26 protein-coding genes, 1 tRNA gene and 2 pseudogenes are annotated in these 26,870 nt (G+C 41.2%); 25 read left to right on the top strand and 4 right to left on the bottom strand.

Annotated features, from left to right (window positions below):
* The first annotated feature begins 42 nt into the window (after positions 1-42).
* From Q1X33_RS03225 to Q1X33_RS03205, 5 genes are all read left to right on the top strand, one after another.
* Positions 43-1,011, top strand: coding sequence for a TDT family transporter (locus Q1X33_RS03225; protein ID WP_221693369.1), 969 nt, complete (start codon positions 43-45; stop codon positions 1,009-1,011).
* A gap of 93 nt (positions 1,012-1,104) precedes the next feature.
* Positions 1,105-2,064: an L-lactate dehydrogenase gene (locus tag Q1X33_RS03220; protein ID WP_194195598.1), complete on the top strand. Its 960-nt coding sequence runs from the start codon at positions 1,105-1,107 to the stop codon at positions 2,062-2,064.
* Positions 2,065-2,381: 317 nt separating this feature from the next.
* The gene (locus tag Q1X33_RS03215) at positions 2,382-3,458 is read left to right on the top strand and encodes an ABC transporter permease (RefSeq protein WP_270788312.1); all 1,077 of its coding nucleotides are present in this window, start codon (positions 2,382-2,384) and stop codon (positions 3,456-3,458) included.
* 5 nt (positions 3,459-3,463) lie between these two features.
* Positions 3,464-4,165, top strand: a complete 702-nt coding sequence (locus Q1X33_RS03210; RefSeq protein WP_151195685.1) for an ABC transporter ATP-binding protein — start codon at positions 3,464-3,466, stop codon at positions 4,163-4,165.
* Between the two features lie 47 nt (positions 4,166-4,212).
* The gene (locus Q1X33_RS03205; RefSeq protein WP_270788316.1) at positions 4,213-4,851 is read left to right on the top strand and encodes a TetR family transcriptional regulator; all 639 of its coding nucleotides are present in this window, start codon (positions 4,213-4,215) and stop codon (positions 4,849-4,851) included.
* 114 nt (positions 4,852-4,965) lie between these two features.
* Here the strand turns inward: Q1X33_RS03205 and Q1X33_RS03200 are convergent, their stop codons facing one another.
* Together Q1X33_RS03200 and Q1X33_RS03195 are read right to left on the bottom strand one after the other, a co-directional pair.
* A complete protein-coding gene (locus Q1X33_RS03200; RefSeq protein WP_270788317.1) occupies positions 4,966-6,393 on the bottom strand; it encodes an APC family permease in 1,428 nt (475 codons plus the stop codon).
* Between the two features lie 557 nt (positions 6,394-6,950).
* Positions 6,951-7,490: a hypothetical protein gene (locus Q1X33_RS03195; RefSeq protein WP_301969547.1), complete on the bottom strand. Its 540-nt coding sequence runs from the start codon at positions 7,488-7,490 to the stop codon at positions 6,951-6,953.
* Positions 7,491-7,630: 140 nt separating this feature from the next.
* On the opposite strand from Q1X33_RS03195, the gene Q1X33_RS03190 reads away from it, so the two are divergent.
* The 10 genes and pseudogenes from Q1X33_RS03190 to Q1X33_RS03145 all read left to right on the top strand — a co-directional run bounded on the left by Q1X33_RS03190 (position 7,631) and on the right by Q1X33_RS03145 (position 15,280).
* A complete protein-coding gene (locus Q1X33_RS03190) occupies positions 7,631-10,108 on the top strand; it encodes a vitamin B12-dependent ribonucleotide reductase (protein ID WP_301969546.1) in 2,478 nt (825 codons plus the stop codon).
* Between the two features lie 87 nt (positions 10,109-10,195).
* On the top strand, positions 10,196-10,585 hold the full coding sequence (locus tag Q1X33_RS03185; protein ID WP_270788323.1) for a DUF4430 domain-containing protein: 390 nt from the start codon (positions 10,196-10,198) through the stop codon (positions 10,583-10,585).
* 536 nt (positions 10,586-11,121) lie between these two features.
* The gene (locus tag Q1X33_RS03180; RefSeq protein ID WP_196044135.1) at positions 11,122-11,610 is read left to right on the top strand and encodes an ATP-binding protein; all 489 of its coding nucleotides are present in this window, start codon (positions 11,122-11,124) and stop codon (positions 11,608-11,610) included.
* Between the two features lie 392 nt (positions 11,611-12,002).
* A complete protein-coding gene (locus tag Q1X33_RS03175; protein WP_270788325.1) occupies positions 12,003-12,254 on the top strand; it encodes a type II toxin-antitoxin system Phd/YefM family antitoxin in 252 nt (83 codons plus the stop codon).
* A complete protein-coding gene (locus Q1X33_RS03170; protein WP_333558708.1) occupies positions 12,239-12,502 on the top strand; it encodes a Txe/YoeB family addiction module toxin in 264 nt (87 codons plus the stop codon). Before Q1X33_RS03175 ends, Q1X33_RS03170 begins: the two co-directional genes overlap by 16 nt.
* 661 nt (positions 12,503-13,163) lie before the next feature.
* Positions 13,164-13,412: an AbrB family transcriptional regulator gene (locus Q1X33_RS03165; RefSeq protein WP_270788326.1), complete on the top strand. Its 249-nt coding sequence runs from the start codon at positions 13,164-13,166 to the stop codon at positions 13,410-13,412.
* Positions 13,413-13,730, top strand: coding sequence for a type II toxin-antitoxin system RelE/ParE family toxin (locus tag Q1X33_RS03160; RefSeq protein ID WP_270788327.1), 318 nt, complete (start codon positions 13,413-13,415; stop codon positions 13,728-13,730). It abuts the gene before it with no gap.
* A 356-nt stretch (positions 13,731-14,086) separates the two neighbouring features.
* Positions 14,087-14,230, top strand: a pseudogene (locus tag Q1X33_RS03155) (PadR family transcriptional regulator); the annotation flags it as partial.
* A gap of 34 nt (positions 14,231-14,264) precedes the next feature.
* Complete coding sequence (locus Q1X33_RS03150; RefSeq protein ID WP_270788328.1) at positions 14,265-14,768, top strand: peptidylprolyl isomerase; 504 nt, start codon at positions 14,265-14,267, stop codon at positions 14,766-14,768.
* Positions 14,769-14,899: 131 nt separating this feature from the next.
* Positions 14,900-15,280, top strand: coding sequence for a DUF1307 domain-containing protein (locus Q1X33_RS03145; protein ID WP_270788329.1), 381 nt, complete (start codon positions 14,900-14,902; stop codon positions 15,278-15,280).
* A 96-nt stretch (positions 15,281-15,376) separates the two neighbouring features.
* Here Q1X33_RS03145 and Q1X33_RS03140 read toward each other — a convergent pair.
* Both Q1X33_RS03140 and Q1X33_RS03135 read right to left on the bottom strand, forming a co-directional pair.
* A pseudogene (locus Q1X33_RS03140) lies at positions 15,377-15,546 on the bottom strand (ISL3 family transposase); the annotation flags it as partial.
* A 151-nt stretch (positions 15,547-15,697) separates the two neighbouring features.
* Positions 15,698-15,770: transfer RNA gene (locus Q1X33_RS03135), tRNA-Lys, on the bottom strand.
* 268 nt (positions 15,771-16,038) lie between these two features.
* On the opposite strand from Q1X33_RS03135, the gene Q1X33_RS03130 reads away from it, so the two are divergent.
* From Q1X33_RS03130 to Q1X33_RS03085, 10 genes are all read left to right on the top strand, one after another.
* Positions 16,039-16,605, top strand: a complete 567-nt coding sequence (locus Q1X33_RS03130) for a DUF1836 domain-containing protein (protein ID WP_301969545.1) — start codon at positions 16,039-16,041, stop codon at positions 16,603-16,605.
* Positions 16,598-17,458, top strand: coding sequence for a DegV family protein (locus tag Q1X33_RS03125; protein WP_005225280.1), 861 nt, complete (start codon positions 16,598-16,600; stop codon positions 17,456-17,458). The genes Q1X33_RS03130 and Q1X33_RS03125 overlap by 8 nt, the downstream gene beginning before the upstream one ends.
* A gap of 132 nt (positions 17,459-17,590) precedes the next feature.
* On the top strand, positions 17,591-18,295 hold the full coding sequence (yycF, locus tag Q1X33_RS03120; RefSeq protein ID WP_010747607.1) for a response regulator YycF: 705 nt from the start codon (positions 17,591-17,593) through the stop codon (positions 18,293-18,295).
* Positions 18,296-18,298: 3 nt separating this feature from the next.
* Positions 18,299-20,140, top strand: a complete 1,842-nt coding sequence (gene walK / locus Q1X33_RS03115) for a cell wall metabolism sensor histidine kinase WalK (protein ID WP_086293178.1) — start codon at positions 18,299-18,301, stop codon at positions 20,138-20,140.
* The gene (gene yycH, locus Q1X33_RS03110; protein ID WP_086294636.1) at positions 20,137-21,447 is read left to right on the top strand and encodes a YycH family regulatory protein; all 1,311 of its coding nucleotides are present in this window, start codon (positions 20,137-20,139) and stop codon (positions 21,445-21,447) included. Before walK ends, yycH begins: the two co-directional genes overlap by 4 nt.
* Positions 21,448-22,302 (top strand): two-component system regulatory protein YycI, encoded by an 855-nt coding sequence (locus Q1X33_RS03105; RefSeq protein ID WP_301969544.1) that lies wholly within the window; start codon positions 21,448-21,450, stop codon positions 22,300-22,302.
* Positions 22,303-22,357: 55 nt separating this feature from the next.
* The gene (locus Q1X33_RS03100) at positions 22,358-23,164 is read left to right on the top strand and encodes an MBL fold metallo-hydrolase (protein WP_005231151.1); all 807 of its coding nucleotides are present in this window, start codon (positions 22,358-22,360) and stop codon (positions 23,162-23,164) included.
* Between the two features lie 42 nt (positions 23,165-23,206).
* The gene (locus tag Q1X33_RS03095; RefSeq protein ID WP_010747610.1) at positions 23,207-23,944 is read left to right on the top strand and encodes a MurR/RpiR family transcriptional regulator; all 738 of its coding nucleotides are present in this window, start codon (positions 23,207-23,209) and stop codon (positions 23,942-23,944) included.
* Between the two features lie 155 nt (positions 23,945-24,099).
* Positions 24,100-25,392, top strand: a complete 1,293-nt coding sequence (locus Q1X33_RS03090; protein WP_005225288.1) for a PTS sugar transporter subunit IIC — start codon at positions 24,100-24,102, stop codon at positions 25,390-25,392.
* A 25-nt stretch (positions 25,393-25,417) separates the two neighbouring features.
* Complete coding sequence (locus Q1X33_RS03085) at positions 25,418-26,848, top strand: 6-phospho-beta-glucosidase (RefSeq protein WP_301969543.1); 1,431 nt, start codon at positions 25,418-25,420, stop codon at positions 26,846-26,848.
* Positions 26,849-26,870: the final 22 nt, after the last annotated feature.

The following is a 26,870-nucleotide window of genomic DNA, read 5'->3' as shown; positions in this document are numbered from 1 at the left end:
AAATTTAATTGAAATTTTCATACGTTAAGAAAGGATGAGTTGATGAAAACATCGATCCAGCATTTTTTACATTCATTGCCAATCCCGATTTGCGGCTTGATTTTAGGCACTGTGTCTTTGGGGAATTTATTGTATTCAGAAGGAATGGAGACGGTTGGAAATGCGTTTTGCACCCTTGGTATTTTCATCATGGGGCTCTTCCTTCTGAAAGTATGCTTTACATTTAAGCACACGATGTCAGAGTTGCAAAACCCAATCGTTGCTTCGGTGGCGCCGACCTTTACGATGGCGCTGATGGTGATCTCCACTGTTTTTGAACGGGTCATTCCCAATGCAGTGGTGAATGATCTGCTCTGGTGGGGGGCTATCGGCTTACATTTTGCTCTAATGATCTATTTTGTTGTCGTGCATATTTTGCCTGTCGACCTTTCGCTGGAATACATTTATCCAAGCTGGTTTATTACCTTCGTCGGGATTGGCGTAATTCCCAATACTTCTGCTGTCTTTTTTAAAGAGCTAGGGGAAGTGATCGTCTGGATCGCATTGGTATTGTATTTTGCGCTTTTGCCGATTATTTTAAAGCGAGTCGTCCATCAAAAGCTGACGGAACGTGCGGCAGTTCCTTTGATCACGATTTTAACAGCACCAGGTTCTCTTTGCTTAGCAGGTTACCTTTCCGTATTTGAACAAGGCTCTGCTTGGTTTGTCGCCTTTATGCTGTTATTGTCACAAACGATTTATTTCTGTGTTGTCGCTTATATGAAAAACATGCTGGCAGTCGGGTTTTACCCAAGCTATGCGGCATTTACGTTTCCTCTTGTGATCTCGGCGACTGCAATGTTCAAATCAGCACTGTTTTTTGCGAATCACCCACTGATATTTGGGTTTCTACAAGCCTTAACGATTATTGAAACCAGCTTTGCCGTGATTGTCGTCTGCTATGTGTTAGGAAAATATGCTGTTCATTTGTATCAGCAAACCAAAGCCCTGATTGCCGATCATAGTTACTAAGAAAGTACAAAAAATCATCCATTTTTTAAGAAAATGCGTACTCTACGCAAAACAATAGTACAAGTATTTGAAAAGAAAGGGAAGGGATCGCACATGAAAAGTACAAGCAGAAAAGTTGTCGTTGTCGGAACAGGTTTCGTTGGAACGAGCATTGCGTATTCCATGATCAATCAAGGACTGATCAATGAATTGGTCTTGATCGATGTCAATAGAGACAAAGCAGAAGGAGAAGCCCTCGATTTGTTAGACGGAATGTCATGGGGGCAAGAAAACATCAAAGTTTGGGCGGGAGAGTACTCGGAATGTAAAGATGCTGATATCGTCGTTATTACTGCAGGGGTCAACCAAAAGCCAGGACAAACACGGCTTGAATTGATCGATGTCAACGCCGAAATTATGGCAAGCGTCACAAAACAAGTGATGACTTCAGGCTTTGATGGCGTGCTTGTCATCGCTTCAAACCCAGTCGATGTCTTAACTTATCAAGCATGGCGTGTGTCCGGGTTGCCCGCCAATCGTGTCGTTGGTACGGGAACGACCCTCGATACCACAAGACTTCGAAAAGAAGTGGCGGCAAAATTAGCCATCGATCCACGAAATATTCATGGGTATATCATTGGGGAACACGGTGATTCGGAAGTCGCTGTCTGGTCCCATACAACGATCGGTGGGCAACCGATCGTAGAATTGATCAAGCAAAAGGATCGTTTGACCGTTGCCGATCTAGCGGTTCTTTCTGAACGAGTAAAAAATGCCGCCTATGAAATCATTGATCGAAAACAAGCAACTTTTTACGGAATAGGGATGAGTGTCGCAAGAATCGTTCGAGCGATCTTAAATGATGAGCAAGCGATTCTGCCGGTGTCTTCCTACCTTGATGGGGAATATGGCATCAACGATTTATTCACAGGTGTTCCTGCAGTCGTGGACCAAAACGGCGTCCGCGAAATTATTGAATTGACGCTTACCCCTGAGGAAAAACGGCAGTTTGATACTTCGTGTCATCAGTTACGAGCAGTAATTTCCACAATTGGACAAAGCAAGGTCAGCTGATCTTTAGAATACGATTAATGAATCCTCGTGTTCGTTTTTGCCAAAGCATGGTTCGACTATTTACGGTCGGCCATGCTTTTTTTCCATCTAGCCAAGAATGTTAAAAGGAAATGGCGTATTTTACTCGAAACGGCCACTATTCAACTCTCTTTTTTCTCACTCCTTTAAAAAAAACATCCTCAGTGAATGACAGAAAAAGAATGATCGATCAACCTTGCAAACATTTCGAGTTGTAAAAAGTGACAAAGTGTCACTTTGTGTGGTATTCTTCAAAAAGTGACACTTTGTCAACATTTGGAAAACAGGAGGAAAGAGCAATGTTTCTGGCTATAAAAGAAATGCGTTATTCAAAATTAAGATATGGGCTGATCGTAGGAATCATGTTTTTGATCGCCTATGTTGTTTTTATATTGTCTGGCTTAGCTACCGGACTTAACTGGGATTTTAAAAAGGCCATCGTCGATTGGGATTCATCCGCGATCGTTTTATCAGAAGATGCGAATGACACATTTGCGGCTTCGCAATTGACGAGAGGGGATCTAGACCGTGTAGAAGGAACCCAAAAAGCCCCGATTGGTTTATATAGCAGTGTCATCACGGTCAACGATGAACAAGTCAATGTGACTGTTTTTGGTACACAAGACGATGCGTTCTTGTTACCAGAAGTCTTAGAGGGCAAGCTGTTTTCAAAAGAAAATGAGATCACGATTTCAGAAAACTTAGCAGAAGAAGGTATCAAGGTCGGAGACCAAGTGAAAATCGGGCGTTCAGATGAAACCTTCAAAGTCGTTGGGATCACCCCAGAAACGTCTTATACGGTCTCACCAGTGATTTATACTTCCCTGGATACTTGGACGAAAATGAAGTTTGCTAATCAACCATTCGCATCTGATAAGGAGCAGCCAATCAATATCATTGTGACCAAATCAAGTGATCCGAAAGTCGATAACCAAGAAGGAACCCAGCTCAAAGTGTTGGCAACGGAAGACTTTATTGAAAAGCTTCCTGGATTTTCTGCCCAAAACTTGACCTTAAATGCCATGATCTACTTCTTATTTGTCGTTGCAACGGCAATCGTGGGGATTTTCATGTATGTGATCACCCTACAAAAAACGGCGATTTTTGGTGTGATGAAAGCCCAAGGCATTCGGACCAGCTTTATTGCCAAATCAATTATTGCGCAAGCATTTATGGTCGGTGTGATCGGGGTAGCCCTAGCCTTTGCGGCGGCATACGGCACCAGCTTGTTTTTACCAGATGCCATGCCATTTTTCTTTGAATTCAAGCAATGGCTGCTTTATAGCGGCATCTTGATTCTCGTGGCAGTTCTAGGCGGTTTATTCTCCATTCGGACGGTCACAAAAGTCGATCCAATCACGGCAATAGGAGGGTAACAAAGATGAAAGACATTTTAGTAATGAAGGATATTGTAAAAAAATTTGGCAAGCAGCATACCGAAGTAACGGCATTAAAAGGACTGAATTTTCACGTTCAAGAAGGGGAGTTTGTCAGTATCATCGGCCCTTCTGGTTCAGGAAAAAGTACCTTTTTGACCATCGCTGGCGGCTTACAAAGTCCAACATCGGGAGAGATCATCATCAACCAGGTGAACTTTTCCCAATTAAATGAAAAGCAACGAGGGAAGTTGCGTTTTAAAGAGATTGGGTTTATCTTGCAAAGCTCGAATTTGATTCCTTTTCTAACGGTAAAGGAACAATTTTATTTGGTCGACAAAGTTACAGGAAAAGCCAAGGAAAAGGAACGGATTGATGAATTGCTTGCTTCATTAGATATTCTCGACCTTCAAGACAAGTTTCCCCGCGATTTATCTGGTGGGGAACGTCAACGAGTGGCGATCGGCAGGGCGTTGTTTAATGACCCAAGCTTGATTTTGGCGGATGAACCAACTGCCAGCTTAGACACCGATCATGCGTATGAAGTGGTGAAGTTATTGGTGAAAGAAGCGCATGAGAAAAAGAAAGCGACAGTCATGGTCACTCACGACGAGCGAATGATCCAATGGAGTGATCGCATTTTCCGAATGGAAGATGGCAATCTGATCGAACAAAACGCCCCGTCAAGAGAAACTGCACAAGTCTGAGTGGAAAAGTAGAGGGATTTGTTTATAATAGAGGGAGTAGATTGCGAATGATGGAGGAGAATCCCTTGCCAAGTACAACATTTTTTCATTTAAAACAAGCGAAAAAAGAAAAAATCGATGCCGTGCTTTTAGAAGAATTCTTCAGCAAGCACATCAGTCAAGTCAAGGTCTCTGCCATCGTCGAAAAGTCGCACATTTCTAGAGGGGCGTTTTACAAGTACTTTCAAAACTTAGAAGATGCCTATGACTATGCGATCGCCGACTATTCAAACCAAATCCATTCCGCGATTTTTACGTTTATCAATCGCAACAAAAATGATTTTTTCAAAGGGATCGAAGAATACTTGGCTTGGTGCAGTCAATGGTCACCTGAAGATGATCATTGGAAAATGATCCATTTATGTACCCAAAGCAATGCCTGGACGAAGCGCGATGCGATCCCTGACGATTCGCCCATGATTCGTCAGTGGTTGGAGCTGTTGGAAGAAAATCGCTTCACGATCCATGATACGCAAGAAGCTGTCAGTTTCCTTTATTTTATTATGGCGGTTGTGATGGATAGTCTGACAGATTTTATTTCGAATGAATGGACCGCAAAAGAGCTGATCAAAGATTTTCGCTATAAGGTGCAATGGATCAAGTATGGAATCAAAGAGGATAACAAAGAGGACAATGAAGAAGAATGAACGCTTCGGCAAGAGGATGGACCAAATGCCTCGCACGGCGGAAAAGTCATATATAAGGAAAGAGGTGCCCGACAACCGAAATAGTTGTCGGACACCTCTTTTTTGAGGGAATGATTATTTTTTATTTACACGTTTCGCAATGATCGGCAAGATCAAGCCAATCAAAAGAAAGGCGATTGGCGTAATGATATTTAAGGCCAATTGGAAGAACCAAGCTTGCGGATCTGCCCCATAATCAAGTTTAGGAACCATCCCTAAAATGCAGGCAAAGGCCGTGAACAAGAAGCACCATAAGCCGATCCCAAAGCCAACCTTGTTGTTTTTCACGAATTTATAATCGGAAGTAAAGCGATTGGCGTGTTTGTTGACTAGCATAAAGGCTAAGAAGACCCATAAGTAACGCAATGGCATGACAACTGAATTCAAGTTCAGCAACCAACGATACAGTTCGGTCATATTGCCGATTCCTAGTGCTGGAATAATGATCAAAATGCTGACTAGGATACCAGTCATAATATACCCATTTACTGGTGTTCCTTTTTTGTTTAGTTTTGCTAAGCCATTTGGTACAAATTCTGAATCAGCATCAGACAATAATATTTTCAATGGGGCATCAATTGAAAATGCCAAAGCAGAGATTTGCGCTAACGCATTGGCGATGGAATAAAGAATGACAAAGAAATTGCCGATTCCGTAGAAGTTTCCTAGTCGTTGAAAGGCTTCATAAGCGCCGTTGACCATCAAATCTTCTGGAATATGGTTGGCATCAAAAAGCATCCCCATAGCAATCGAGCCGAGCAAGGCACATAACGCCACCATACCGGCTAAAAAGATCATGCCTTTTGGAAATTCTTTGGCAGGATTTTTTGTGTTATTTACGTAAGGCGAGATTTTTTCACAGCCACCTACCGCAAATACCAGCATCGAGATCGTGGTTAAATAGGTAAAGTCAAATTTAGGGATATAGGTTGAAACAGATGACATGTTTGGTGTAGCAATTTCAGCACCAGTCATTGCTGGAGCAGTGACTGCTAAAAGAATAAAAAGAATCGACATCACGAACATGGCTGTTCCGGCGATGTTCCCAATCATTTTTAAGGTCGTCAATCCTTTAGAGGCAATCCATAAAAAGAATAGAAAAATAGCTAAACAAATCAATGAGACTTCCATGGAGCCCATCGTTGATACAAATGTACCATTTCCTTTAAATAACCAACTCAATGACACTAAGATTCCTTGGGGTTTTTGTGCCAAATAAGGCACGTGAACGACCCAATAAGTCCAAGCAGCAAAAAAAGCCAACCGCTTTGTTGAGGTTTCTTTGATCCATGAGGAAACCCCACCACTTGACTCTTTGAAGGTCGATCCTAACTGACCAACACTTAATGCATAGGGTACAAAATAAAGAGCCATAATTAATAGCCACGAAACAACAACAGTCAATCCTTGTTGAGCGTAGTTGTTTACAACATTTCCCAGTCCCCAAACAGAGACGAACGCCATCAGCGCAATATTATACCAGCGTAATTGTTTCTCATTCATCGCTTTCTCCTTCTTAAAATGATTTTTCTGACTGGTTAAAATAGAGCGTTTTTTGAAATTTAGTGAGAAAAAAATTTCTTTCCATAAGCGCTTGATCACTATCAAGTTTCTTATGCATTTTTTCACAAATGTCAAAGGTCAAATTGAATAAAAAAATTTCATTTGCTTCTTTTTATCCAGTCGTTGATTTTCCATAGTTAGGATAAACCTCTGAATTCTTTTGGTCAAGAAAAATTAAATTGTTATTTAAAAAAAATAATAAATTTCTTATGATAGCAAAAGCAAACATCATCATTCATTAATAATCTGAAAGAAATCCAACTACATTCGGTCAAGGGCATGGATGAAAGAGGGATCATTTCATTTAAATGAATGGACGTATAAAGATGGAAGAAACCCTTTCGAAAGGCTTTCACTGGTGCTTTTTGGATAGATTTTTAAGCAAAGGAAACAGGAGAGTAGTCGTAGTTTTTTTGTTTTTTTTTAAAAATTTTATGCGAACATTCTTTCAAAGAAACACGAAAACAAAGTTAGCCGAATGCTTCGTTCCATCGAAATCACTCGTTTTTTTTCGCCAATTTATAGGAGGTGGGTGTTATTCGCTCAAATACTGGCCATAAAAGCAGATAAAAGACGAAGTTTCCGCTGGCATGGAAGAAATCGAACAGTAGTCCTTGAAGGTAATAGGCAAGAAACGAAGGAAACTGATAAAGCCAAACTTCCATCAACGAAACGATCAAGCCATAAAGAAGTCCGCAAAGAAAGGCAAAGAAAGCTTGCAAGAAGCGGTTTTTCTTGATGATCGGTATTTTTCCAATCTGATGAAAAAGAACGATGGTGACAGTAAGTGCAGCAAATTGACTGATCGTCCAGGGACCCATGCCTAGATAGATATTTGTTCCGAGCAAACTTAATAAGGCAATCATCAACGCATCAGATAAACGATAAGAAAAAGCCACTAAAAATAAAAGGGCACTCATAGGCTGAATGTTAGGGATAAAGACAAAAACTAACCGTCCAACGATACAAGCCGCAGTGATCAGTGCTAAATGAGAAATTCTTTGGATGGAAAATATCTTGGTTTGGGGAGGAAGCATGAGAATCGCCGTCTTTCTAATTGATAATCATTCTCATTATACATGGAAAATAATAAAATTCAAGATTGAAATACACATTATATAGTACAATAATAAAAAACGAGCACAATATGTTGTGTTTTAGAAGGCGAGGGAAAGAAATGGAATACAAAAAACAAACGATTGAGAAATTGAACGAGGATATCAAGTTGTTCCAAGAAGTTTCGGCGATCACACCAGAAATGACCCAAACATTTGAGGGAATCGCTCGTTTGATTATGCTGGATCGTTATTCATACAAAGATCAAACCCATCAAACATTGCGTAAGGATGATTTGGTGATTTTGACAACGAAAGCTGATCCTAAATATCCTGCGCGAGGAATCGGTGTTGTGAAAGCAATCGATGGGGAACTAGTCTCTATCGAAGTGGAAGAGGCCTATCGCTCAGCGTTAGAAGATATTGATGAACAAGCGAGTGGACTTGTTAAAAGAAGAAAAAGTGACATTGAAAAACCGTTAGAACTCTTTTTTGAGCAAGTGGCGCATCGTGTAGCCAAAGGGATTTCTGCCAACGAGTCCCATGACCAGGAGCGCTTCTTTGAGGCGTTTTACCAACAAATCGTGGCGCAAAACCTAATTCCCGCAGGCAGAGTACTTTATGGAGCAGGAACAAATTCTCAAGTTACCTACTTCAATTGCTTTGTGATGCCTTTCATCCATGATTCCCGAAAAGGGATTGCTGTTCATCGACAAGAAGTTATGGAGATCATGAGTCGAGGTGGCGGGGTTGGAACCAATGGGTCGACCTTGCGACCAAAATCAAGTGTGGTCCACGGTGTCAGTGGTCGGTCTTCTGGGGCAGTTTCTTGGTTGAATGATTTGGCAAACTTGACGAACCTTGTCGAACAAGGAGGTAGCCGCCGTGGAGCGCAGATGATTATGATGGCAGATTGGCATCCAGATATTTTTGCGTTTATTCTTTCTAAAATTCAAAATCCTGCTGTATTGCTTCACCTAAAAAAAACAATCACAAATGCGACGATCAAACAACTGATCAATGAAAAACTGCAATTTGACCCTCTGACAAAAATGGAAGAAAGAATGTTCACTTATCTAGCACAACTGCCTGAATCGTCAGATAAGGAACATAATGACATGATCCAAAAGGTAAAAGAAAAATTGCGCATAGGTGGCAGCTATACGGTGAAAGAAAGTGATTTCTTAACTGGCGCGAATATCTCAGTCTGCTTGACAGAAGAATTCATGGAAGCAGTGAAGACAGATGGGTGGTATGAGCTACGCTTTCCAGATATCGACAATTATTCAGAAGCAGAGATGGCACAATATGATGCAAAATGGGCTGAAGTCGGGGATGTGCGAGAATGGGCAGCTGATGGCCATAAAGTCAAAACCTATCAAAGGATCAAAGCTCGTGAGTTATGGGAGTTGATTACTTTTTGTGCAACATATTCTGCTGAGCCTGGTATTTTCTTTATCGATAATGCCAACAAGATGACGAATGCTACAGCATACGGACAAAAAGTCGTGGCAACCAATCCGTGCGGTGAACAGCCCCTAACCCCTTATGCGGTCTGTAACTTGGCAGCCATCAATCTCGCAAACATGGCGGATCGCCAAAAGGGCACCGTTGATTTTGCCAAACTAAAAGAAACCGTGAAAACAGCGGTTCGTTTCCAAGACAATGTTATTGACGTAACGCCTTACTTTTTTGACAAAAATGAGCAGCAGGCGAAAGGGGAAAGACGTGTTGGATTAGGGATCATGGGCTTGGCAGATTTATTGATCTACGGCGGGAAAAAATACGGATCGGCAGAAGGAAATCAATTCGTTGATCAAATTTTCGAGGCAATGGCAGTCACTGCCTATGAGGCATCCATTGAATTGGCGAAAGAAAAAGGCAGTTTTCCCTTCCTGATTGGAAAAAATGACCAAGAGACGCAAGCGTTGCGGAAGAAATTTATAGATACAGGATACATGAAAAAAATGCCAGCGCACATCCGCGAAGGCGTGCTGCGATTCGGTATTCGCAACTCTCATCTTTTGACTGTTGCGCCAACAGGATCGACAGGCACGATGACGGGAGTTTCAACTGGTTTAGAACCTTACTACTCCTTTTCTTATTTTAGAAGCGGTCGACTAGGTAAGTTTATTGAAATCAATGCGGAAATCGTTGACGAATACCTGATGGATCATCCTGAAAGAACCAAAGCGCAGTTGCCGGCATGGTTCATTTCCGCTATGGAGTTGACGCCCGAAGAACATGTCGGTGTGCAATGCACCATTCAACGTTGGGTGGATAGCTCCATTTCAAAAACGGTCAATGCACCAAAAGGATATACAGTAAGCCAAGTAGCCAAGGTTTATCGAGATCTTTATGAAGGAGGAGCCAAAGGAGGGACCGTCTATGTAGATGGCAGCCGAGATTCACAAGTACTTACCTTAGAAGCGGTAGAAAATGAGCTGACCGCACAAGTTGAACCGCTGCCTGTCGTTCAAGTAGATGAACCCGTCGTCTCTGGTGAAATCTGCCCCATCTGCCATGAAGGAACCATTGAGGAAATCGGCGGCTGTAGTACCTGCACAAACTGTAAAATCCAATTAAAATGCGGGCTCTAAGAAAAAACGGGATTGATAAAATAACTCTTATCCGCATATTGGATAGAAAAACGATTAGTATTTTGACTATTGGAGAGGAAGAAATAGATGAAAAAAGTATTTGTCGTATTTATGCTAGTGAGCACATTACTCGTCGCTACAGGATGTCAACAGGCAAGTGTAACGCGAGAAAGCACGCAGCAAAGTTCCTTGAAGCAAGAACAAGGAACAGCTACGATCGTCATCCAAAATCAAGAAGCTGTGACCTCAAAAGAAGTAACGTTCCGAGAAAATGAGTCGCTGCTGGAAGTAATGAAAGAAAACTTTGCGATCAAAGAAAAAGATGGCTTTATCACCTCTATCGACGGCATCAGTCAAGATCAAAAAGCCAATCTATTTTGGGTCTATACCGTCAATGACGAAATGACCGATAAAGGGGCACAAGCGTTGTTTTTAAAGAACAATGACACTATCACATTTGATTTGAAAGCATTCTGATTTGTTTGATTCTAAGGATCTTTATTGGTGCAAAAGAACTTGCCATAAAGATCTTTATCTATACAGATAGACTCTTGCGTTGATTTTGGAGGTAGTTTTGCATTCAAGTTCTATTCAAGAGTCTATTCTTGTTTTTCTATCATAGTTTGGAGTGGTGGCTTATTTTATTTTAAAATTGGACTAATAGAAATAAAGATACCATTACATACATAAGTTTTAGCCATGATGTTTCTTTCGTATTTTGGCTTTCGTTCCTATTTTTGTAGAAAATAATTTTTTTATAGTAGAGTGGAAATGGACAAAAATTTGATTTATCCGTTAGCTTAAGTGGCTAACGCTTCTATTCTCTAATATATGGTTTTACTTCCTATTTTTCTTGCGATTGTTTCCCAATCTGCTTGTTGTTCATAAAAACAATGTTATCATTGTATCATCAGATGTGGGTGGCGAACAGTGGTCTAAAACACGAGCGTTGATTACAAATAAGGTTTTTTCGTTCTCTTTGTTTATTGATCGGAAAAGGTAGGAGGAGAATAATGGTTGAGGTACTTTTGATGTGTGGCGTTAGTGGTGCAGGCAAAACCACTTACTCAAAACAAAAAGAGCAAGAAGGCTATGTAAGATTAGCAATAGATGAATTGATTTGGGAAGACTATGGCGTTTATGGTGTTGATTACCCTTCGGAGAAATATGCAAAAGTTTCTTCATTATCTTCAGTTAAATTGAAAGAGCTTACAGTGAAGGCTGTTCAAGAAGGAAAAAACGTAGTTGTCGATTCTAGTTTTTGGGCTAAAAGTCACCGAGACGCTTATAGAGAACTACTGGCAGCATATGATGTGACGATTAAAGTAATCTATCTAAAAGCTGATTATGATACTTTACGAAAACGATTAGCGATCAGAAATAAAGTCCAGACAGCAAATTCCGCTTTTCCTATTACAGAAGAAATCCTTCAACGGTTTTTTTCAGGATTCGAAGAACCGGTAAATGAAGATGTGGTAGTGATCGAGCAAAAGAATATATGAAGTAGCATCAAAACGTTTTTTACTCTTTTTCAATACAGTTAGTCTTATTCCTGTGCAGGACACGAAGGACAGTCATGCTAGAAGCAAAATAGTGATTGGCAATTTCTTTTCTTGTTGCATTCTTCGATTAATAAACGAATCAAAAAGCAAGCCGCTGAAGACAAAATGACTATGACAGCTGTTAAAGACCAAGAATCAATACAAGAAACCGCCCATTGGATAAATAGGACGGCAAACAGTAAGCACCTTGAGCAATCGAAACCACAAGTTAAGTCTCAAAAAACGATTACTACAAGATATGAAGAATTGTAAGAAAAATTAAGTATATTCACTCTCTTTGTTAACGTACGTTATAATATGCTTAAGATATTTAAAGAAAAGGAGGAGAAAACATGGAAGTAATTACACCAACAAATGCAAGAAAAAACCTTTATGGAATCATTAAGCATGTTGTGGCTGACAGTCAACCTGTAGAAATTGCGAATACAAAAGAGCAAGAAAGCGTCATTATGATTAGTAAGAGCGATTGGAACTCCTTACAAGAAACACTCAACTTACAAAATGTGGGTGTACTTGATCGGATCAAACACTTTGAGAATGAAGAGAGTGAAGATTTAGGTGAAATAGATTGGGATACAAAGTAAAGATCAAAAAGAATGCTCGCAAAGATTTGTCTAAATTGAAGAGTATCAATCTAACTAGTAAGTTTGATGAACTGATCAAAGTTAAGGAAAATCCTTTTCAAACACCGCCACCTTACGAAAAATTAACAGGATTACCTTACTGTTCAAGGTGTCTCAATATCAACCACAGGTTGGTATACAGCGTGGAGGAAGAGAGTAAAACGATCACGATTCTCTCTGTTTGGTCACATTATGAACGTGGACTATGATATGATAAACTATTTCGACTCTTTGTCAATAAGTCTAATGGTAATAAGTCAAGTTGAAGATTGAGAATATTTTTATTGTGTAACCTGTTTTGAAGCGCACTTAACTAGCCCCGGCCAAAATCAATTTTTTTCAGGGGATTTCAAAGGTTTGCGTCAATAACAGAATGTTATTTATCTATCACGCTCCTTGGTGGCGTGTATAGTTGATGGTTACGTAGTAGCGTATCCACCAGACGCAAAAATATTTGAGAAACTCTGGCAGTTAGCTTCAAGTGAACAAAGAGTAAGATCTGACAATCTGTTGTCCTCCTCCCATACTGGTGACTGGACCTATAAGGAAAAGAAATGCCTGCTTTGGCTGTGCTAATTAGATATGGATACTTTTGAAACGTTTGAAGTGATCCTTCACTCGGTTCGCTTGTTTTGCTATATATTGGTTGTCTCAGAGCCATTCTAAGATCATTTGAAAAAATACCACTGGATAAATCCCCTTAGGTACTGCTTCAGAATGCTTTGGTGTACATATTGCCAATGTTTGAGGTACGGAATCAACGGTGCGAGAAGTTCCCCTTTTCCTAAAGCGGAACAAACAGGTTAGTAATTTTCGTTATAACCTGTTATAATGAAATGGGTGCAACAGTAGAAAAGGAGCGTGAAATGTATGCGATCAATTAAAGTCCGTAAGATTGGAAACAGCGTAGGAATTATTTTGCCTAAGGAACTTGGTTTGAAAAATGGAGATACTCTTCAAGCAGAAAAGGAAGGGAACTTATTTATTTTGGATACAACTCAAACAGCTAAGAATCATGATAAAAAGCTGATCGAGGAAAGTTTTAAAGACTTTGAAGAAGGTTTGATCGTAACTGAAACCGAAATGAGAGAGAGTTTCGGAAAGTATGGTTGGAGTTAAATGAAAGAATACACACTAGTTTATTCCCAGAGTTTTCAGCAAAGTTTATCAAATTTAATAACTGAATGGGAAAATGAGTTGCTGCTTTCACAAACTAGCATCAAAAGATTTGTAGGTGCGATCCAGAAGGCGCTAGAACTCACTAAGACGTTCCCGAAAATGTATGAGGAAGTTTCAAAAATATACGGTATGAAGACTACAACTTATCGAATTGTTATCGGCAAAAGTTATGCTCTTTTTTATCGGATTGATGACGAGAAAAAAGAGATTCTTGTAGGCCGTATTTTCCAGTTTAAACAGATGAGACTAGACTTTTGAGCGTCTTAGTCGTTTTGAATATATTCGATTATTTCAATTACCTTCTGACTCGATTGTCCAAAGTAGATAGAATTGTTTCTTAATGTTTGGATCAATTTCTCCACCGGAGTTTTGGAGTACGGCAGTGATTTAAATCTTCAAAGAGTTTTTAGCTTGGGGTATTTGGGGAGTATGTCCAGATAAAAAGGTGTCAGAAACTTAATAGTTTTTGACCCTGTTTTTTTTCCCCGTTTTATGGCTCCTTCAGTAGCTCAGTTAGTTAGGATCAGTTAGATATAAAAATAGGGGATATCAGAGAGTAACATAATACCCCCTTTTTTTATGCTTGACTATAGTAAAATAAGGAGTAACTTTATATGACTAGAAATCCATATTTACCTTTAACTGAAACAACTTTTTATATTCTTTTAGTTTTAGCTACGCCCGCTCATGGATATGCTATTATTCAAGAAATTGATAAGCTAAGTGAAGGGTCAGTTAATGTAGCGGCAGGAACTATACCCAGAAATAACACCAAAAGCAGTTGAGAACTTTTTGCAGCTAGCCGAAAACCATTATTATGATAATTCAGATTTTCATCGTGTGATTGAAGATTTTGTTATACAGGGAGGGGATCCTACTTCAACTGGCATGGGTGGCGAAAGCATATGGAATGAAGAATTTGCACCAGAAATTAGTGATCGACTATATCATATTAATGGAGCCCTTTATATGGCAAGATTTGAAGGAGATGTAAGTGAGAAAACTCAAGGAAGTCAATTTTACATTGTGTCTAATGATATTGATCAAACTGATACCATAAAGGAACATGAACAATTGAAGAAAATGATTCCCTATCTGTTAACTGAAGAAGACCATCCTCCTGAAATTTTAGAAGACTATAAAAATGGAGGGGCACCATTTTTAGATACTCAATATACAGTATTCGGGCAAATGATTGATGGGATCGATATCGTAAAAGAAATTTCAAAGGTAGAAGCTGATCATGATGGATTGCCCAAAGAAAAAGTCACAATATATTCAATTAAAACCCAGTAAAAAACTGAGAGGGGAAAAGGTATGCTTAAGAAAAAATATCTAGTTTTGTATATACATTAATTATTTTGCTAACCGGTTGCAACAATAGTAGTACTGTCGAAAAGCTTCAATCTTCAATAAATCCTAAAAATGTGGTTACAGTAGAACATAAGGATAATATGATAAAAAATATCACTATTGACGTAGAGATACCTAATTCGATTTTATCTGATAATAAAGATGAGACTCCTGAACTATTTATGGAGCCAATTACCTCAGATTATAATGCTGCAGAAGGCGTAACAGTCATTACGAAATATAATGATGATAGTGTCAGTCAAAATATCACTATTGATGCTTCTCAAATAGATGGTACTAGCGATCCGAATAAGTTGCTAGAAAGCATTGATTTTGACGATTTTGAACAATTTAAAAAATCGCTTACCGCTGATGATAGATATCTAGAGATTGAGCAAAACAAGGTTTTAGAGTACATCGTATACGAAGTATATACAATAAAAAAGGCTATGTAGGACAGCCATAATTCGGCTCTTTGTCAATAAGAACTGATGAGTCGTACAAACTAAAATCTGGGTCAGAATGAATAGCATTCTGGCTCAGATTTTTTGTTATCTTACTTTGATTAATTGATTGATCAAAAAGATTTTAATTCTCGTATTCTCAAATGATTTAAATCCGTAGAATGCTCGTTTCGTGATCGGTAAATGAGTCATCGTTTGAGTAAGGAAGACCGTCGTATTGAGATGCCTTCTTCATCGCTCAAAAGTTTTTGAAGTTTTACACAGACCTCTTCGAATAATAAATCCTCTTATCAAAAAAAATTCCTTTATTCGCATAATGATAATTATAAACAAAAAAATGGAACAGCATAAATGTTTTCGAAATGCTTTCGCACCAACATTTACCTGTTCCGTGGGTTTGGCACCCAATGGGCCGTGAGGGGCTCGAACCCGCGACCCGCTGATTAAGAGTCAGCTGCTCTACCAACTGAGCTAACGGCCCGTACCAAAAGTACTTCATTATCTTAGCACTCCATTGTTGAAAAATCAATCATTCTTTTGAAAAAAATGTGTGCTTTTTCAGTTGGAAAACAGAGGTTATCTTAAAAAAATACCATTCATTCCCCAATTTCAAATGATAGGAAATTCTTAAAAGATTGATCAGATTGCTTTAAAAACTAAGAAAACCGTGATAAAATGTATCTAGTTATCGAAACTAGATGATTAGTTTGTGATAATCTAACCTTCTGTTCGTCAAAATGGAGGATGACATGGAAAAATTACAAGCAGACATGAAAAATTGGGGCAATTCATTGCTGAACTTCCACCTGCCGAGATGGGAAGAATTGCCAACGCTGGAACTGTATATGGATCAGGTGATCACATTGATCGATCAATATTTATCGCCGGTGATCCAAACGGAAAAGCATCCGCTATTGACCTCTTCCATGGTCAATAATTATGTCAAAAAAGGGATGATTCCATCACCAGAGAAGAAACGTTACAATCAAAAGCATCTCGCATTTTTGATTGCGATCACGATGCTCAAGCAAGTGCTGACGATTCCTGAAATAAAGACGGGGATCCTTTTTCAAGGGAAAGCTGTCGGAATCAGAAATGCCTATAATGTATTTTGTGAAGAACAAGAAAAAGTGATCCACCTTGTCGGCAAAGAAGCAATGGGAGAACCCGAACAAATGACGTCGGAACCGATCCCAATTGAATTAGTAGCCATGAAAGGTGCGACGCGTTCCTTTGCCAATAAACTATTGGCAGAAAAAACGATTGAATTAGAAGTCATTTATTTAGAAACACATAAAGGAGAAGCCCATGAATAAAGAGAAAATTGCCCTATTAGTTGATTCAGGTACCGATGTTCCCGCACAGATCATGGAGCAATACGGCATGTATATGCTGCCATTGCAAATTATCTACAAGGATCGGACCTATACCGATAAAGTTGATATTACTGCCGAAGAAATTTACGAGCGCTTGCCACAAGAGATCCCTAGTACCTCGTTACCTGACGGTGCTGCGATCGGAGAAATCTTTGATCGGATCAAAGCCGATGGGTATGAGAAAGTCTTTGCCGTAACCATCTCCAGCGGATTGAGCGGAACGTTTAACGTCGTTCGCCTGTTAGGTGAACAACGGACGGATCTTGAGGTTTTCGTGCTTGATACGAAAAATATCGGAATCGGTGCAGGGCTGCAAGCGATTCGTGCAGCAGAACTGTTAGAAAAAGGCGTGACTTGGGAAGAACTGCGGGCACAATTAACGAATGAAGTGCCGAAAAACAAAGTCTTTTTCAACGTAGCTACCTTAGAGTATTTACAAAAAGGCGGCCGCATCGGTCTGGTTGCATCCATCTTAGGCAATGCCTTGAAATTGAACCCAATTATCTCTTGTAATGAAGAAGGGATCTACTATACGGTCGCAAAATCTCGTGGACGGAAAAAAAGCTTGGACAAAACCGTTGACTTGATCAAGCAATTCATCGGTGATCATCGCCATGTGCGTTTAGCCGTGGCGCAAGGTGATGCCCTGCAAGAAGCCAAAGAGATGAAAGCACGATTAGAAGCCGAATTTCCTAAGGTCAAAGAAATCTTATTTGGACAAATTTCTCCCGCATTAGTCGTCCACACGGGTCCTGGGTTGTTAGGGATCGGTATCCAGCTTTTAGAAGAGTAAAAAAGAAAGGCCCCGTGCCTTTCTTTTTTTGTGCTTTCCTTAAGAATGAGGCTGCGGTTTTTGGGAAAGATGAAAAGCCAGTTTAAATAATGTATAATAAGTAAGAAACCAAAAAAAATTGAGGTGACATTTTTGAAAAAGATCCTAGTCGTGGACGATGAGAAACCAATTTCTGATATCGTCAAATTTAATTTAACCAAAGAAGGATATGAAGTATATACCGCCTATGATGGAGAAGAGGCATTAGAAAAAGTAGCCGAGGTCGATCCTGATCTGATTTTGCTTGATTTGATGCTGCCAAAAATGGATGGGTTGGAAGTTGCACGGGAAGTGCGTAAAACCCATGACATGCCGATCATCATGGTCACAGCCAAAGATTCTGAAATCGATAAAGTACTAGGCCTCGAGCTTGGTGCGGACGATTATGTAACCAAACCATTTTCAAACCGGGAATTGGTGGCCCGCGTCAAAGCCAACCTGCGTCGCGGCTCGGCAGCTGCGAAGGAAGCAGACGATAACGCCAACAGCGAATTAACGATTGGTGATTTAACCATTCATCCTGATGCGTACATGGTCACTAAAAATGGTGCAGCCATCGAATTAACGCACCGAGAGTTTGAATTGATGCACTACTTGGCAAAACATCTTGGTCAAGTGATGACCCGGGAGCATTTATTGCAAACGGTTTGGGGTTATGACTACTTTGGTGATGTTCGGACCGTTGACGTGACGGTGCGTCGTTTACGTGAAAAAATCGAAGACAGCCCGAGCCATCCAAATTATTTGGTTACTCGTCGCGGAGTGGGCTATTACTTGCGGAACCCAGAACAGGAATAAGCTATGAAAAATAAAGTTCGCTTTTTTCAATCGGTGAACTTCAAAATCGCCCTGACTTTTATCTTGATCTTATTGATTGCGATCCAGATTATCGGGGCGTATTTTATTCGCGAATTGGAAAGAACAACGGTTGATGCCTTCAAACGCGACATGGAGGCACGTGCCAGCACGTTAGTGGTAACATTAGGCTCTGAATTGAGTCGAATGGATAATGATGACGGTTTAGATTGGGATTCCATGAATGCTTCCTTGAATCGAATCTTAACGAGTACCAACTCATCGGAAATTTTGGAGATGCGGGTGGTGGATGAGCAAGGGATCATTCGTGCAACCACCAATATCAATGATCGTGGCTCGGTGGGAGAAAAAAATGATTACCGTGATTACGATACGAACCGCAGTGAAGTCCTCTATGATGAATCCAGCGGCCAGCGGGTGTTCAATATCGTGCAGTCGATCCAATCACCGACAGGGGATACCGTTTTAGGAACCCTTTATTTACGGAGCAATCTTGAGTCAAAATACAATGAAGTCAGTACGACTGCGGTCATTTTTGTGACAGCCTCACTGATTGCGGCAGTGATTTCGATCATTGTGGCACTATTGGTCTCTCGTTCCATCACCCAACCGATCGGAGAGATGCGCGAACAAGCGATTCGCATCGCCAAAGGAGATTATAGCCGCAAGGTCGCGATTCATGGAAAAGATGAATTGGGGCAACTGGCGGAGACCTTTAATCAACTAGGAGAACGAATCGAAGAGACTCAAGAGGCGATGGAATCTGAGCGAAACCGCTTGGACAGCGTCTTGTCTCACATGACAGACGGCGTTGTTGCCACCGACCGACGAGGCAAAGTCATTACCATCAATGAGATGGCGATGTCCTTGTTAAATGTCAGCAACGAAGAAGCGATCGGGCAGTCGATTTTGACGTTATTGGAAATCGATGAAGAATACACGTTACGAAAGCTTTTGGAAAATCCTGAAGACATGCTGTTGGAGCGTCCTAGCAATGATTTGACGGGAACAAATCTGATTTTGCGCATCGATTTCTCCATGATTCGTCGGGAGTCTGGCTTTATTTCTGGGTTAGTTGCGGTGATGCACGATGTTACAGAGCAAGAAAAAAATGAACAGGAACGGCGAGAGTTCGTTTCCAACGTTTCTCATGAGTTACGGACACCATTAACGAGTATGCGCAGCTACATCGAAGCGTTGAGTGAGGGTGCTTGGAAAGACCCAGAAATTGCGCCGAACTTTTTGAAAGTGACGTTGGATGAAACGGATCGAATGATTCGGATGATCAATGACTTGCTGAGTCTGTCGCGGATGGATAGTGGCAATTCGCAACTGCAGTTGGAATACATCAACTTCAATGAAATGGTCAATTTCGTGTTGGATCGTTTTGACATGATGGTGACGAATGAAAGCAAAAAATACTTGATTCGTCGGGAGTTCACTAAACGAGAATTGTGGGTGGAAGTCGACACCGATAAAATGATCCAAGTGATCGATAACATCATGAATAATGCCATCAAATATTCGCCAGATGGCGGGATCATTACGGTGAAATTGATGGAGACCCATAACAACATCGTACTTAGCATCAATGACCAAGGACTAGGGATTCCGAAAAAAGATCTCACGAAGATCTTTGATCGTTTTTACCGAGTCGACAAAGCTCGTGCCCGTCAGCAAGGAGGTACTGGCTTAGGATTGGCGATCTCACGAGAAGTCATCAAAGCTCATGGCGGTGCGATTTGGGCGGAAAGTCGAGAAAATCGCGGGTCAACATTTTACATCATGTTGCCGTATGAACCGTATGAGGAGGATTGGTGGGTATGAGAATCTCAGAAAAAATCATTCGTGTAGGCTTGATCGTAATGATCGCCTTGAGTTTTTATTTCTCCTATATGATTTGGCTGAATCCGACTGGGTTCAACAATGCCAGCACGGAAACAGATACCGGCGTCAATCCTTCGGTTCAAACCTACAAACAAAAAAGCGATTTGTTTTTGCCCCTGTATTTGACTTGGAATGACGAGGACGCGATCAAAGAAACTAACTCTGAAGCGGTGATTCGAGAGATCCAAGAGGCGATCAATGAGGCAACGATCAGTGATTTGACACTGCGAACCTATGGCGAGGAACAAGCTTTTTCAAAAGCCCAAGAAGTCAATCAAGGGGTGTCCTTAAACTACTATACAACGTTTTACTTGAAAGATTATGAGAAAACCTTTGAAAAAGAGCTGTCCTTAGAGGACGAAAGTGAAACAGAGGATTTTCCGTTTTCCCGCATCCAGTTTGACCTTGAAGAAAACACGATCCAATTTGTTGATTTTACCCATCAACGAGTGGTGCGAGGCAAAATCGACTGGGACAAAAGCCAAGTAAAACACTTACTAGCAGACAACCCTCGGGAATGGACGACAATGGCGGCAGATGAAGAACGATCCAGCAAGCAATATTATACGCAGGATTCGATCAAGCTGAAAAAATACAGCTACTATTCTTCGACCCAATCTCAGAGCTTGTTTCGAGAAGCCTTTTTCAGCAATCCTAAAAACGTCAAGATCAATGATGAAAGTGTCGATACCTACTATTATGAAGGTGGGCAAAACATGACGGTCTTGCAAGATCAGCAGCAAGTCAAGTTTGAAACTACCACAGATGGTTCCGATGAAACGGATCTGGCGATGTTGAGTGCGGATTATATTATTCGTTTAGGCAACAATTTTGGGACGATCCGCTATTTTGATCAACAAGACAAGCACTTGGATTATCGGGTCTTCGTTGAAGGCTATCCAGTCTTTAGTACTGGTGGTCAAGGGGTGATCAGTGTGGCTTTTTCAGAAAGTGGTCAGACCGGCAGTCGGGAAATGACGATTTCTGCCAGTTTGAACGCGATTCAAGTGCCGATTCCTTCTGAAACCGAGATTGAATTGCCCTCTAGTTTGTCGGTCAAAAATGAGCTGATTGCGGCAGGGGCTGATCCTGAATTATTGCAACAGATCATCGTTGGCTATCAATGGGGGGAGATCAAAGATGCACCACTCGTTGATTTGACGCCTGCTTGGTATGTCAATTATGACTCGTCTTGGATCAGTTATGATGCATTAATGACAAAATTAGCAGAAACGGAGGAGAATTAATTGGATTTTAAACGAATCGAATGGATTTTTTTCCTCGCTTTTCTTGGTCTGAACGTCTTTTTATTCAATGTTTACAGTGAGGCTCGCAGCGAGCATCAGATGGTTTCACAATCAAACCAAACGATTCCTATCGAACAACGCCTCGAGTCTGAGGACATTCGGTATTCTGGCGAATTATCAGATGAGGTCTTGAGTGGCTATTATTTGAGCGGTGAACAGACGGATTTTGATGTGGAGCTACGAAATCCGCAACTCAATACGCAGTTCAAAAGAGGGTCGACGGTCAAAGGGCAGCAGTTGATCCATGTCTCAACCAATGGCTTTTACATCAGTGATGATTCCCAAACGGAAGAAACCGTCAATGGTTTTTTGCAACGAAAAGATCAAGTCCTGTTTGGGGATGAATATGACTATTTGGAAAACCTCTCTGTCTTGAACGCCAATCATCCGACCGTGGTGGCGGTTCAATCCTATGAAGGCATTCCTTTCAATGACAGCTCAAGTCGAATCGATATCACCTTAGAACAAACGGATGATCTATTGCAGATTGCCCATTACACGCAAACACATATCTCCAATATTACGCCTCTAAGGGAAAAGATGACGGTCTATTCAGAAAAAGAAGCAGTAAATACGCTTTATCTAAACAACAAGCTGCCGAGTCACTCGAAAATTCTCTGGACGGAATTAGCCTATACGATGATTTTGAAGGTTAGGGAAAAAAATGTGTACATTCCTGCATGGTTTATTGCGTTCCAATTAGATGGCGATGACACCATCCAAATCGAAACGGTCAATGCCTTTAGCAATCGGATCATCACGAATAATGCCGTTCAAAAGGTAGAAAATCCATAAAAAAGCGGGTATAATGGAACTCGTTGAAACAACCAGAGAGGAAGTCACGTAAACCATGATGAAGGAAAATGCCTTTCAAGTAAGTATTCTAGCCAGCGGAAGCTCAGGAAATTCGCTCTATATCGAAAGCAATAAAAAGCGGATCTTAGTGGATGCCGGTTTGAGCGGCAAGAAGATCACTTCATTATTGGATGAAGTAGGGCGTAAACCAGAAGATTTGGACGCCATTCTTGTGACCCACGAACATCGAGATCATATCCACGGTGTCGGAGTACTGGCGCGAAAATACAAACTTGATGTCTATGCGAATACAAAAACATGGCAAGCGATGGATCCAATGATCGGTAACGTCGCTGTCGAACAAAAACATATCTTTGAAATGGGAAAAGTGCTGACCTTGGGTGACTTGGACATTGAAAGCTTTGGCGTCTCTCACGATGCTGCAGCGCCGCAATTTTATCGTTTCCATAAAGACGGCAAATCATTCGTGATGTTGACGGATACCGGTTATTGCAGCGATCATGTACGAGGCATTATCAAAGGCGCCGATGCGTACCTTGTGGAAAGCAACCATGACCTAGAAATGCTGCGAATGGGCCCTTACCCATGGAGCCTCAAACAGCGAATTCTTGGAGATCGTGGTCACTTATCGAATGAAGATGGCGCTCTGGTCATGACGGATATCTTGACCGACAATACCAAACGGGTCTATCTTGGTCATTTAAGTAAAGAAAACAACTTGAAAGAGTTGGCGCACTTAACGATGGTCAACACCATGAAAGAACATGATCTAGGTGTTGGAGAAACATTTGAAGTCTATGATACCGATCCTGACAAAGCGACGGAGTTATTTGCAATCTAATCGATCAACAAAGGATAAAATTGTCGGGTGGAGGCAGCAGGTATGTTTGATGAAGAAAAAATCAAGCGTCTGAACGAGCTTGAAATGGCTGTTTATAAGTACATTGTCCAGCATTTTGAAGAGATCGATCAACTGACGATCCGCGAATTGTCAGCTGCATGCCATGTCTCGACCTCGACGATTTTACGATGTATCACGAAATTAGGCTATCGCGGGTATTCAGAGTTAAAGTATGCGATCTGTCAAAAAAAGGAACAAGATGCACGAGCGTTTGATCTTTTCTATGATGCAACGATCCAAGTCAATACATTCTTAAAAAAAGTCAATAATGAAGATTACCGTAAGTTTATCCAGCCAGCGGTAGAACTGATTCTTTCCGCACGCCATGTGGCGTTTTCAGGTATCGGCACAAGTGGCATTCTTGGCACCTATGGCAGCCGCTATTTTGCTAATTTAGGCATCAATGCCTATAGCATCGTCGATCCCTTTTTGCCAGTACCGCCTCGTGGGATGGAAAATACGTTAGCGATCATTTTATCAGTTTCGGGGGAAACCATTCAAATGATCAAGCAAACGGAGGACTTCAAACGGTATGGGGCAAAAGTACTCAGTATCACCAATGATGAAAAATCGACGATCGCCCAAATGGCAGATTACAATATTTCCTATTATATGCCCGTCGTCAGTGGGGGAAAAGAAGTCGATTTGAACCTGACGACGCAAGTCCCGGTGATTACACTGATCGAACTTTTAGCCCATCAAGTCTACAAGCAAATCTAAGTGATCGTAAAAAAACAGCTTCGGCTGTTTTTTTTGTTGGAACATGTTTCATAACTTAGAAAAGCTATAGGCAAGGGGAATATTATCCATTAAGATTTATTTGTAAGCGAATTCACTGGCCAGTGGATAGAATTTTATTTTAGGAGTGATGTGAGATGAACGAATGGATCAATGAGAAATTATTACCCCCAATATTAAAATTTGTCAATACGAAAGCAATCACTGCATTAAGAAACGGTATGCTATATACGATGCCCTTTTCAATCGTAGGATCGATTTTCCTACTATTAGCAAACTTTCCCGTCCAGTCGATTGCGGATTGGGTAACGAATAGCGGCTTAGGTGAATACTTCAACCAAGCCTATGGCGCCTCTTTTGCAATTATGGCCTTTTTCGCCGTAATGGGCATCGCCTATTCATATGTAAAAGCAGAAGGTTACGAAGGACTCCCTGCAGGAATGATTGGTTTAGTTATTTTCTTATTAACTATGGAGTCAAGTGTGACGGATGCTGAAGCAAATGTGACCATCGCAAATGTCATTGATAAGACGTGGACCGGTGGACAAGGCATGATCAGTGCCATCTTAGTGGGACTTTTTGTGGGTTGGGGCTATACATGGTTCTTGAAACGCGACATCCGAATCAAACTGCCAGAGCAAGTACCCACCAATGTCGCAAACTCATTTACAGCATTGATTCCAGCCGCTGTTTTGACGACCATCGCATTAGGCATTTATATTTTCTTTGATAAAGTTTTTCAAACAACCGTGGTCGAATGGATCTACACCGTGATTCAAAGTCCGATGCAAGGGGTGACGGATTCCCTTGGTGGTGCAATGATGCTAGGCTTCTTAGTGCCATTCTTGTGGTTCTTTGGGGTTCATGGTTCGACGATCGTGGGCGGGATCATGGGACCAATTTTACAAGCCAATTCATTAGCCAATACGGCTATTCTTGAATCTGGTAAAGCATTGACATTAGAAAATGGCGGACACATCGTGACCCAGCAGTTTTTGGATCAATTTATGACGGTAACTGGCGCAGGAATGACGATTGGGATCGTGCTATACATGGTGGCTTTTGCCCGTTCGGCGCAGTTCAAACAATTAGGACGTCTTTCCTTGATTCCGGCATTCTTTAATATCAATGAACCAATTATTTTTGCGACACCGATCGTCATGAACCCAATCATGGTATTACCATTTATTTTGACACCGATGGTTTCAGGCGTGATCACGTATTTTGCACTTTATACCGGTATCGTACCGCTATTTACTGCTGTGCAAGTTCCCTGGACGACCCCGCCGATCATTTCAGGTTTTCTAGTAGGTGGCATTCGGACCGCTATCTTACAATTTGTTGTTTTAGCAATCGGCTTCTTTATTTACTATCCTTTCATTCGCAAGGTCGATAGTTTGAACTATAAACAAGAAACAGAGATCGTTTAATACCAAGGAAGCAGGTTGAATAGAAATGAATAAACTAAGAAGCGATTTTTTATGGGGTGGCGCAGTCGCTGCTCACCAATTGGAAGGCGGCTATCGTACGGGTGGAAAAGGCGTGAGTGTCGCTGATGTCATGACTGTCGGAGGCAACGGAATTCCTCGCCGAATCACGGAAGGGATCCAACCGGGCGAAAGCTATCCCAATCATGAAGCGATCGATTTTTATCATCGGTATCCTGAAGACATCAAGCTTTTTGCCGAATTAGGGTTGAAGTGCTTCCGAACATCGATTGCCTGGACCCGTATTTTTCCAAAGGGGGATGAGCGCGAGCCGAATGAGGAAGGCCTGGCCTTTTATGATCAATTATTCGATGAGTGTTTACGCTATGGCATTGAGCCAGTCATTACCCTGTCTCACTTTGAAATGCCTTATCATTTAGTGACCGAATACGGAGGTTGGCGTAACCGTAAGTTGATCGATTTGTTTGTCCGCTTTGCAGAAGTTTGTTTTACGCGCTATCAAAAGAAAGTGAAGTATTGGATGACCTTCAATGAAATCAATAATCAAGCAAACTATAAAGAAGATTTTGCGCCATTTACCAATTCTGGTCTGTTCTTTACGGAAGGAGAAGACCGAGAAAAAGTCATGTACCAAGCAGCTCATTACGAGCTCGTTGCCAGTGCAAAAGCGGTGGCGCTAGGACATGCGATCAATCCTGCGTTTCAAATCGGATCGATGATCGCGATGTGCCCAATCTATCCGTATTCTTGCGATCCCAAAGACATGATGGCAGCCACGGTGGCCATGCAACGTCGCTATTGGTTTTCAGATGTTCATGCCCGTGGGCACTATCCGAGCTATATGCGCAGCTATTTTGAAAGAAAACAATTTGATTTAGATATCACCCCTGAAGATGAAGTAGCTTTGGCAAAAGGTTGTGTTGACTACATTGGTTTTAGCTACTATATGTCTTTTGCGATCAAAGGCAAGGAGAATGATCCAACCTATGACTATGATGAGAGCCAAGATCTGGTGGACAATCCTTATGTCGATGCTTCTGAATGGGGCTGGCAGATTGATCCCGTAGGCTTGCGCTATGCCATGAACTGGTTTAACGAACGCTACGAATTGCCGCTTTTCATTGTAGAAAATGGCTTTGGTGCGGTGGATACGGTGGAAGAGGATGGACAGATCCACGATGACTACCGTATTGACTACCTAAAAGCCCATATCGAAATGATGAAAGAAGCAGTAGCTTATGATGGCGTCGACTTATTAGGTTATACACCGTGGGGCATCATTGACTTGGTTTCTGCGGGAACAGGGGAAATGAAGAAACGCTATGGTGTGATCTATGTGGACAAAGACAATGAAGGAAATGGAACCCTTGCTCGTCAGAAGAAAGATTCATTTGCATGGTATCAGCAAGTGATTGCGTCCAATGGCACGAAGGTCTAAAGAAAAAAACGTTACGCAAAAT

Source organism: Enterococcus sp. B2E4 (assembly GCF_030499455.1).
In the GTDB taxonomy this organism is placed as follows: Bacteria; Bacillota; Bacilli; order Lactobacillales; family Enterococcaceae; genus Enterococcus_D; species Enterococcus_D casseliflavus.
This window is presented reverse-complemented; position numbering and strand designations above follow the sequence as displayed.

What these genes read in the sequence shown, in the direction of transcription:
- Q1X33_RS03225 (WP_221693369.1), top strand. Translation starts at nt 43, where the DNA reads ATGAAAACATCGATCCAGCATTTTTTACATTCATTGCCAATCCCGATT.
- Q1X33_RS03220 (WP_194195598.1), top strand. Translation starts at nt 1,105, where the DNA reads ATGAAAAGTACAAGCAGAAAAGTTGTCGTTGTCGGAACAGGTTTCGTT.
- Q1X33_RS03215 (WP_270788312.1), top strand. Translation starts at nt 2,382, where the DNA reads ATGTTTCTGGCTATAAAAGAAATGCGTTATTCAAAATTAAGATATGGG.
- Q1X33_RS03210 (WP_151195685.1), top strand. Translation starts at nt 3,464, where the DNA reads ATGAAAGACATTTTAGTAATGAAGGATATTGTAAAAAAATTTGGCAAG.
- Q1X33_RS03205 (WP_270788316.1), top strand. Translation starts at nt 4,213, where the DNA reads ATGATGGAGGAGAATCCCTTGCCAAGTACAACATTTTTTCATTTAAAA.
- Q1X33_RS03200 (WP_270788317.1), bottom strand. Translation starts at nt 6,393, where the DNA reads ATGAATGAGAAACAATTACGCTGGTATAATATTGCGCTGATGGCGTTC.
- Q1X33_RS03195 (WP_301969547.1), bottom strand. Translation starts at nt 7,490, where the DNA reads ATGCTTCCTCCCCAAACCAAGATATTTTCCATCCAAAGAATTTCTCAT.
- Q1X33_RS03190 (WP_301969546.1), top strand. Translation starts at nt 7,631, where the DNA reads ATGGAATACAAAAAACAAACGATTGAGAAATTGAACGAGGATATCAAG.
- Q1X33_RS03185 (WP_270788323.1), top strand. Translation starts at nt 10,196, where the DNA reads ATGAAAAAAGTATTTGTCGTATTTATGCTAGTGAGCACATTACTCGTC.
- Q1X33_RS03180 (WP_196044135.1), top strand. Translation starts at nt 11,122, where the DNA reads ATGGTTGAGGTACTTTTGATGTGTGGCGTTAGTGGTGCAGGCAAAACC.
- Q1X33_RS03175 (WP_270788325.1), top strand. Translation starts at nt 12,003, where the DNA reads ATGGAAGTAATTACACCAACAAATGCAAGAAAAAACCTTTATGGAATC.
- Q1X33_RS03165 (WP_270788326.1), top strand. Translation starts at nt 13,164, where the DNA reads ATGCGATCAATTAAAGTCCGTAAGATTGGAAACAGCGTAGGAATTATT.
- Q1X33_RS03160 (WP_270788327.1), top strand. Translation starts at nt 13,413, where the DNA reads ATGAAAGAATACACACTAGTTTATTCCCAGAGTTTTCAGCAAAGTTTA.
- Q1X33_RS03130 (WP_301969545.1), top strand. Translation starts at nt 16,039, where the DNA reads ATGGAAAAATTACAAGCAGACATGAAAAATTGGGGCAATTCATTGCTG.
- Q1X33_RS03125 (WP_005225280.1), top strand. Translation starts at nt 16,598, where the DNA reads ATGAATAAAGAGAAAATTGCCCTATTAGTTGATTCAGGTACCGATGTT.
- walK (WP_086293178.1), top strand. Translation starts at nt 18,299, where the DNA reads ATGAAAAATAAAGTTCGCTTTTTTCAATCGGTGAACTTCAAAATCGCC.
- yycH (WP_086294636.1), top strand. Translation starts at nt 20,137, where the DNA reads ATGAGAATCTCAGAAAAAATCATTCGTGTAGGCTTGATCGTAATGATC.
- Q1X33_RS03100 (WP_005231151.1), top strand. Translation starts at nt 22,358, where the DNA reads ATGATGAAGGAAAATGCCTTTCAAGTAAGTATTCTAGCCAGCGGAAGC.
- Q1X33_RS03095 (WP_010747610.1), top strand. Translation starts at nt 23,207, where the DNA reads ATGTTTGATGAAGAAAAAATCAAGCGTCTGAACGAGCTTGAAATGGCT.
- Q1X33_RS03090 (WP_005225288.1), top strand. Translation starts at nt 24,100, where the DNA reads ATGAACGAATGGATCAATGAGAAATTATTACCCCCAATATTAAAATTT.
- Q1X33_RS03085 (WP_301969543.1), top strand. Translation starts at nt 25,418, where the DNA reads ATGAATAAACTAAGAAGCGATTTTTTATGGGGTGGCGCAGTCGCTGCT.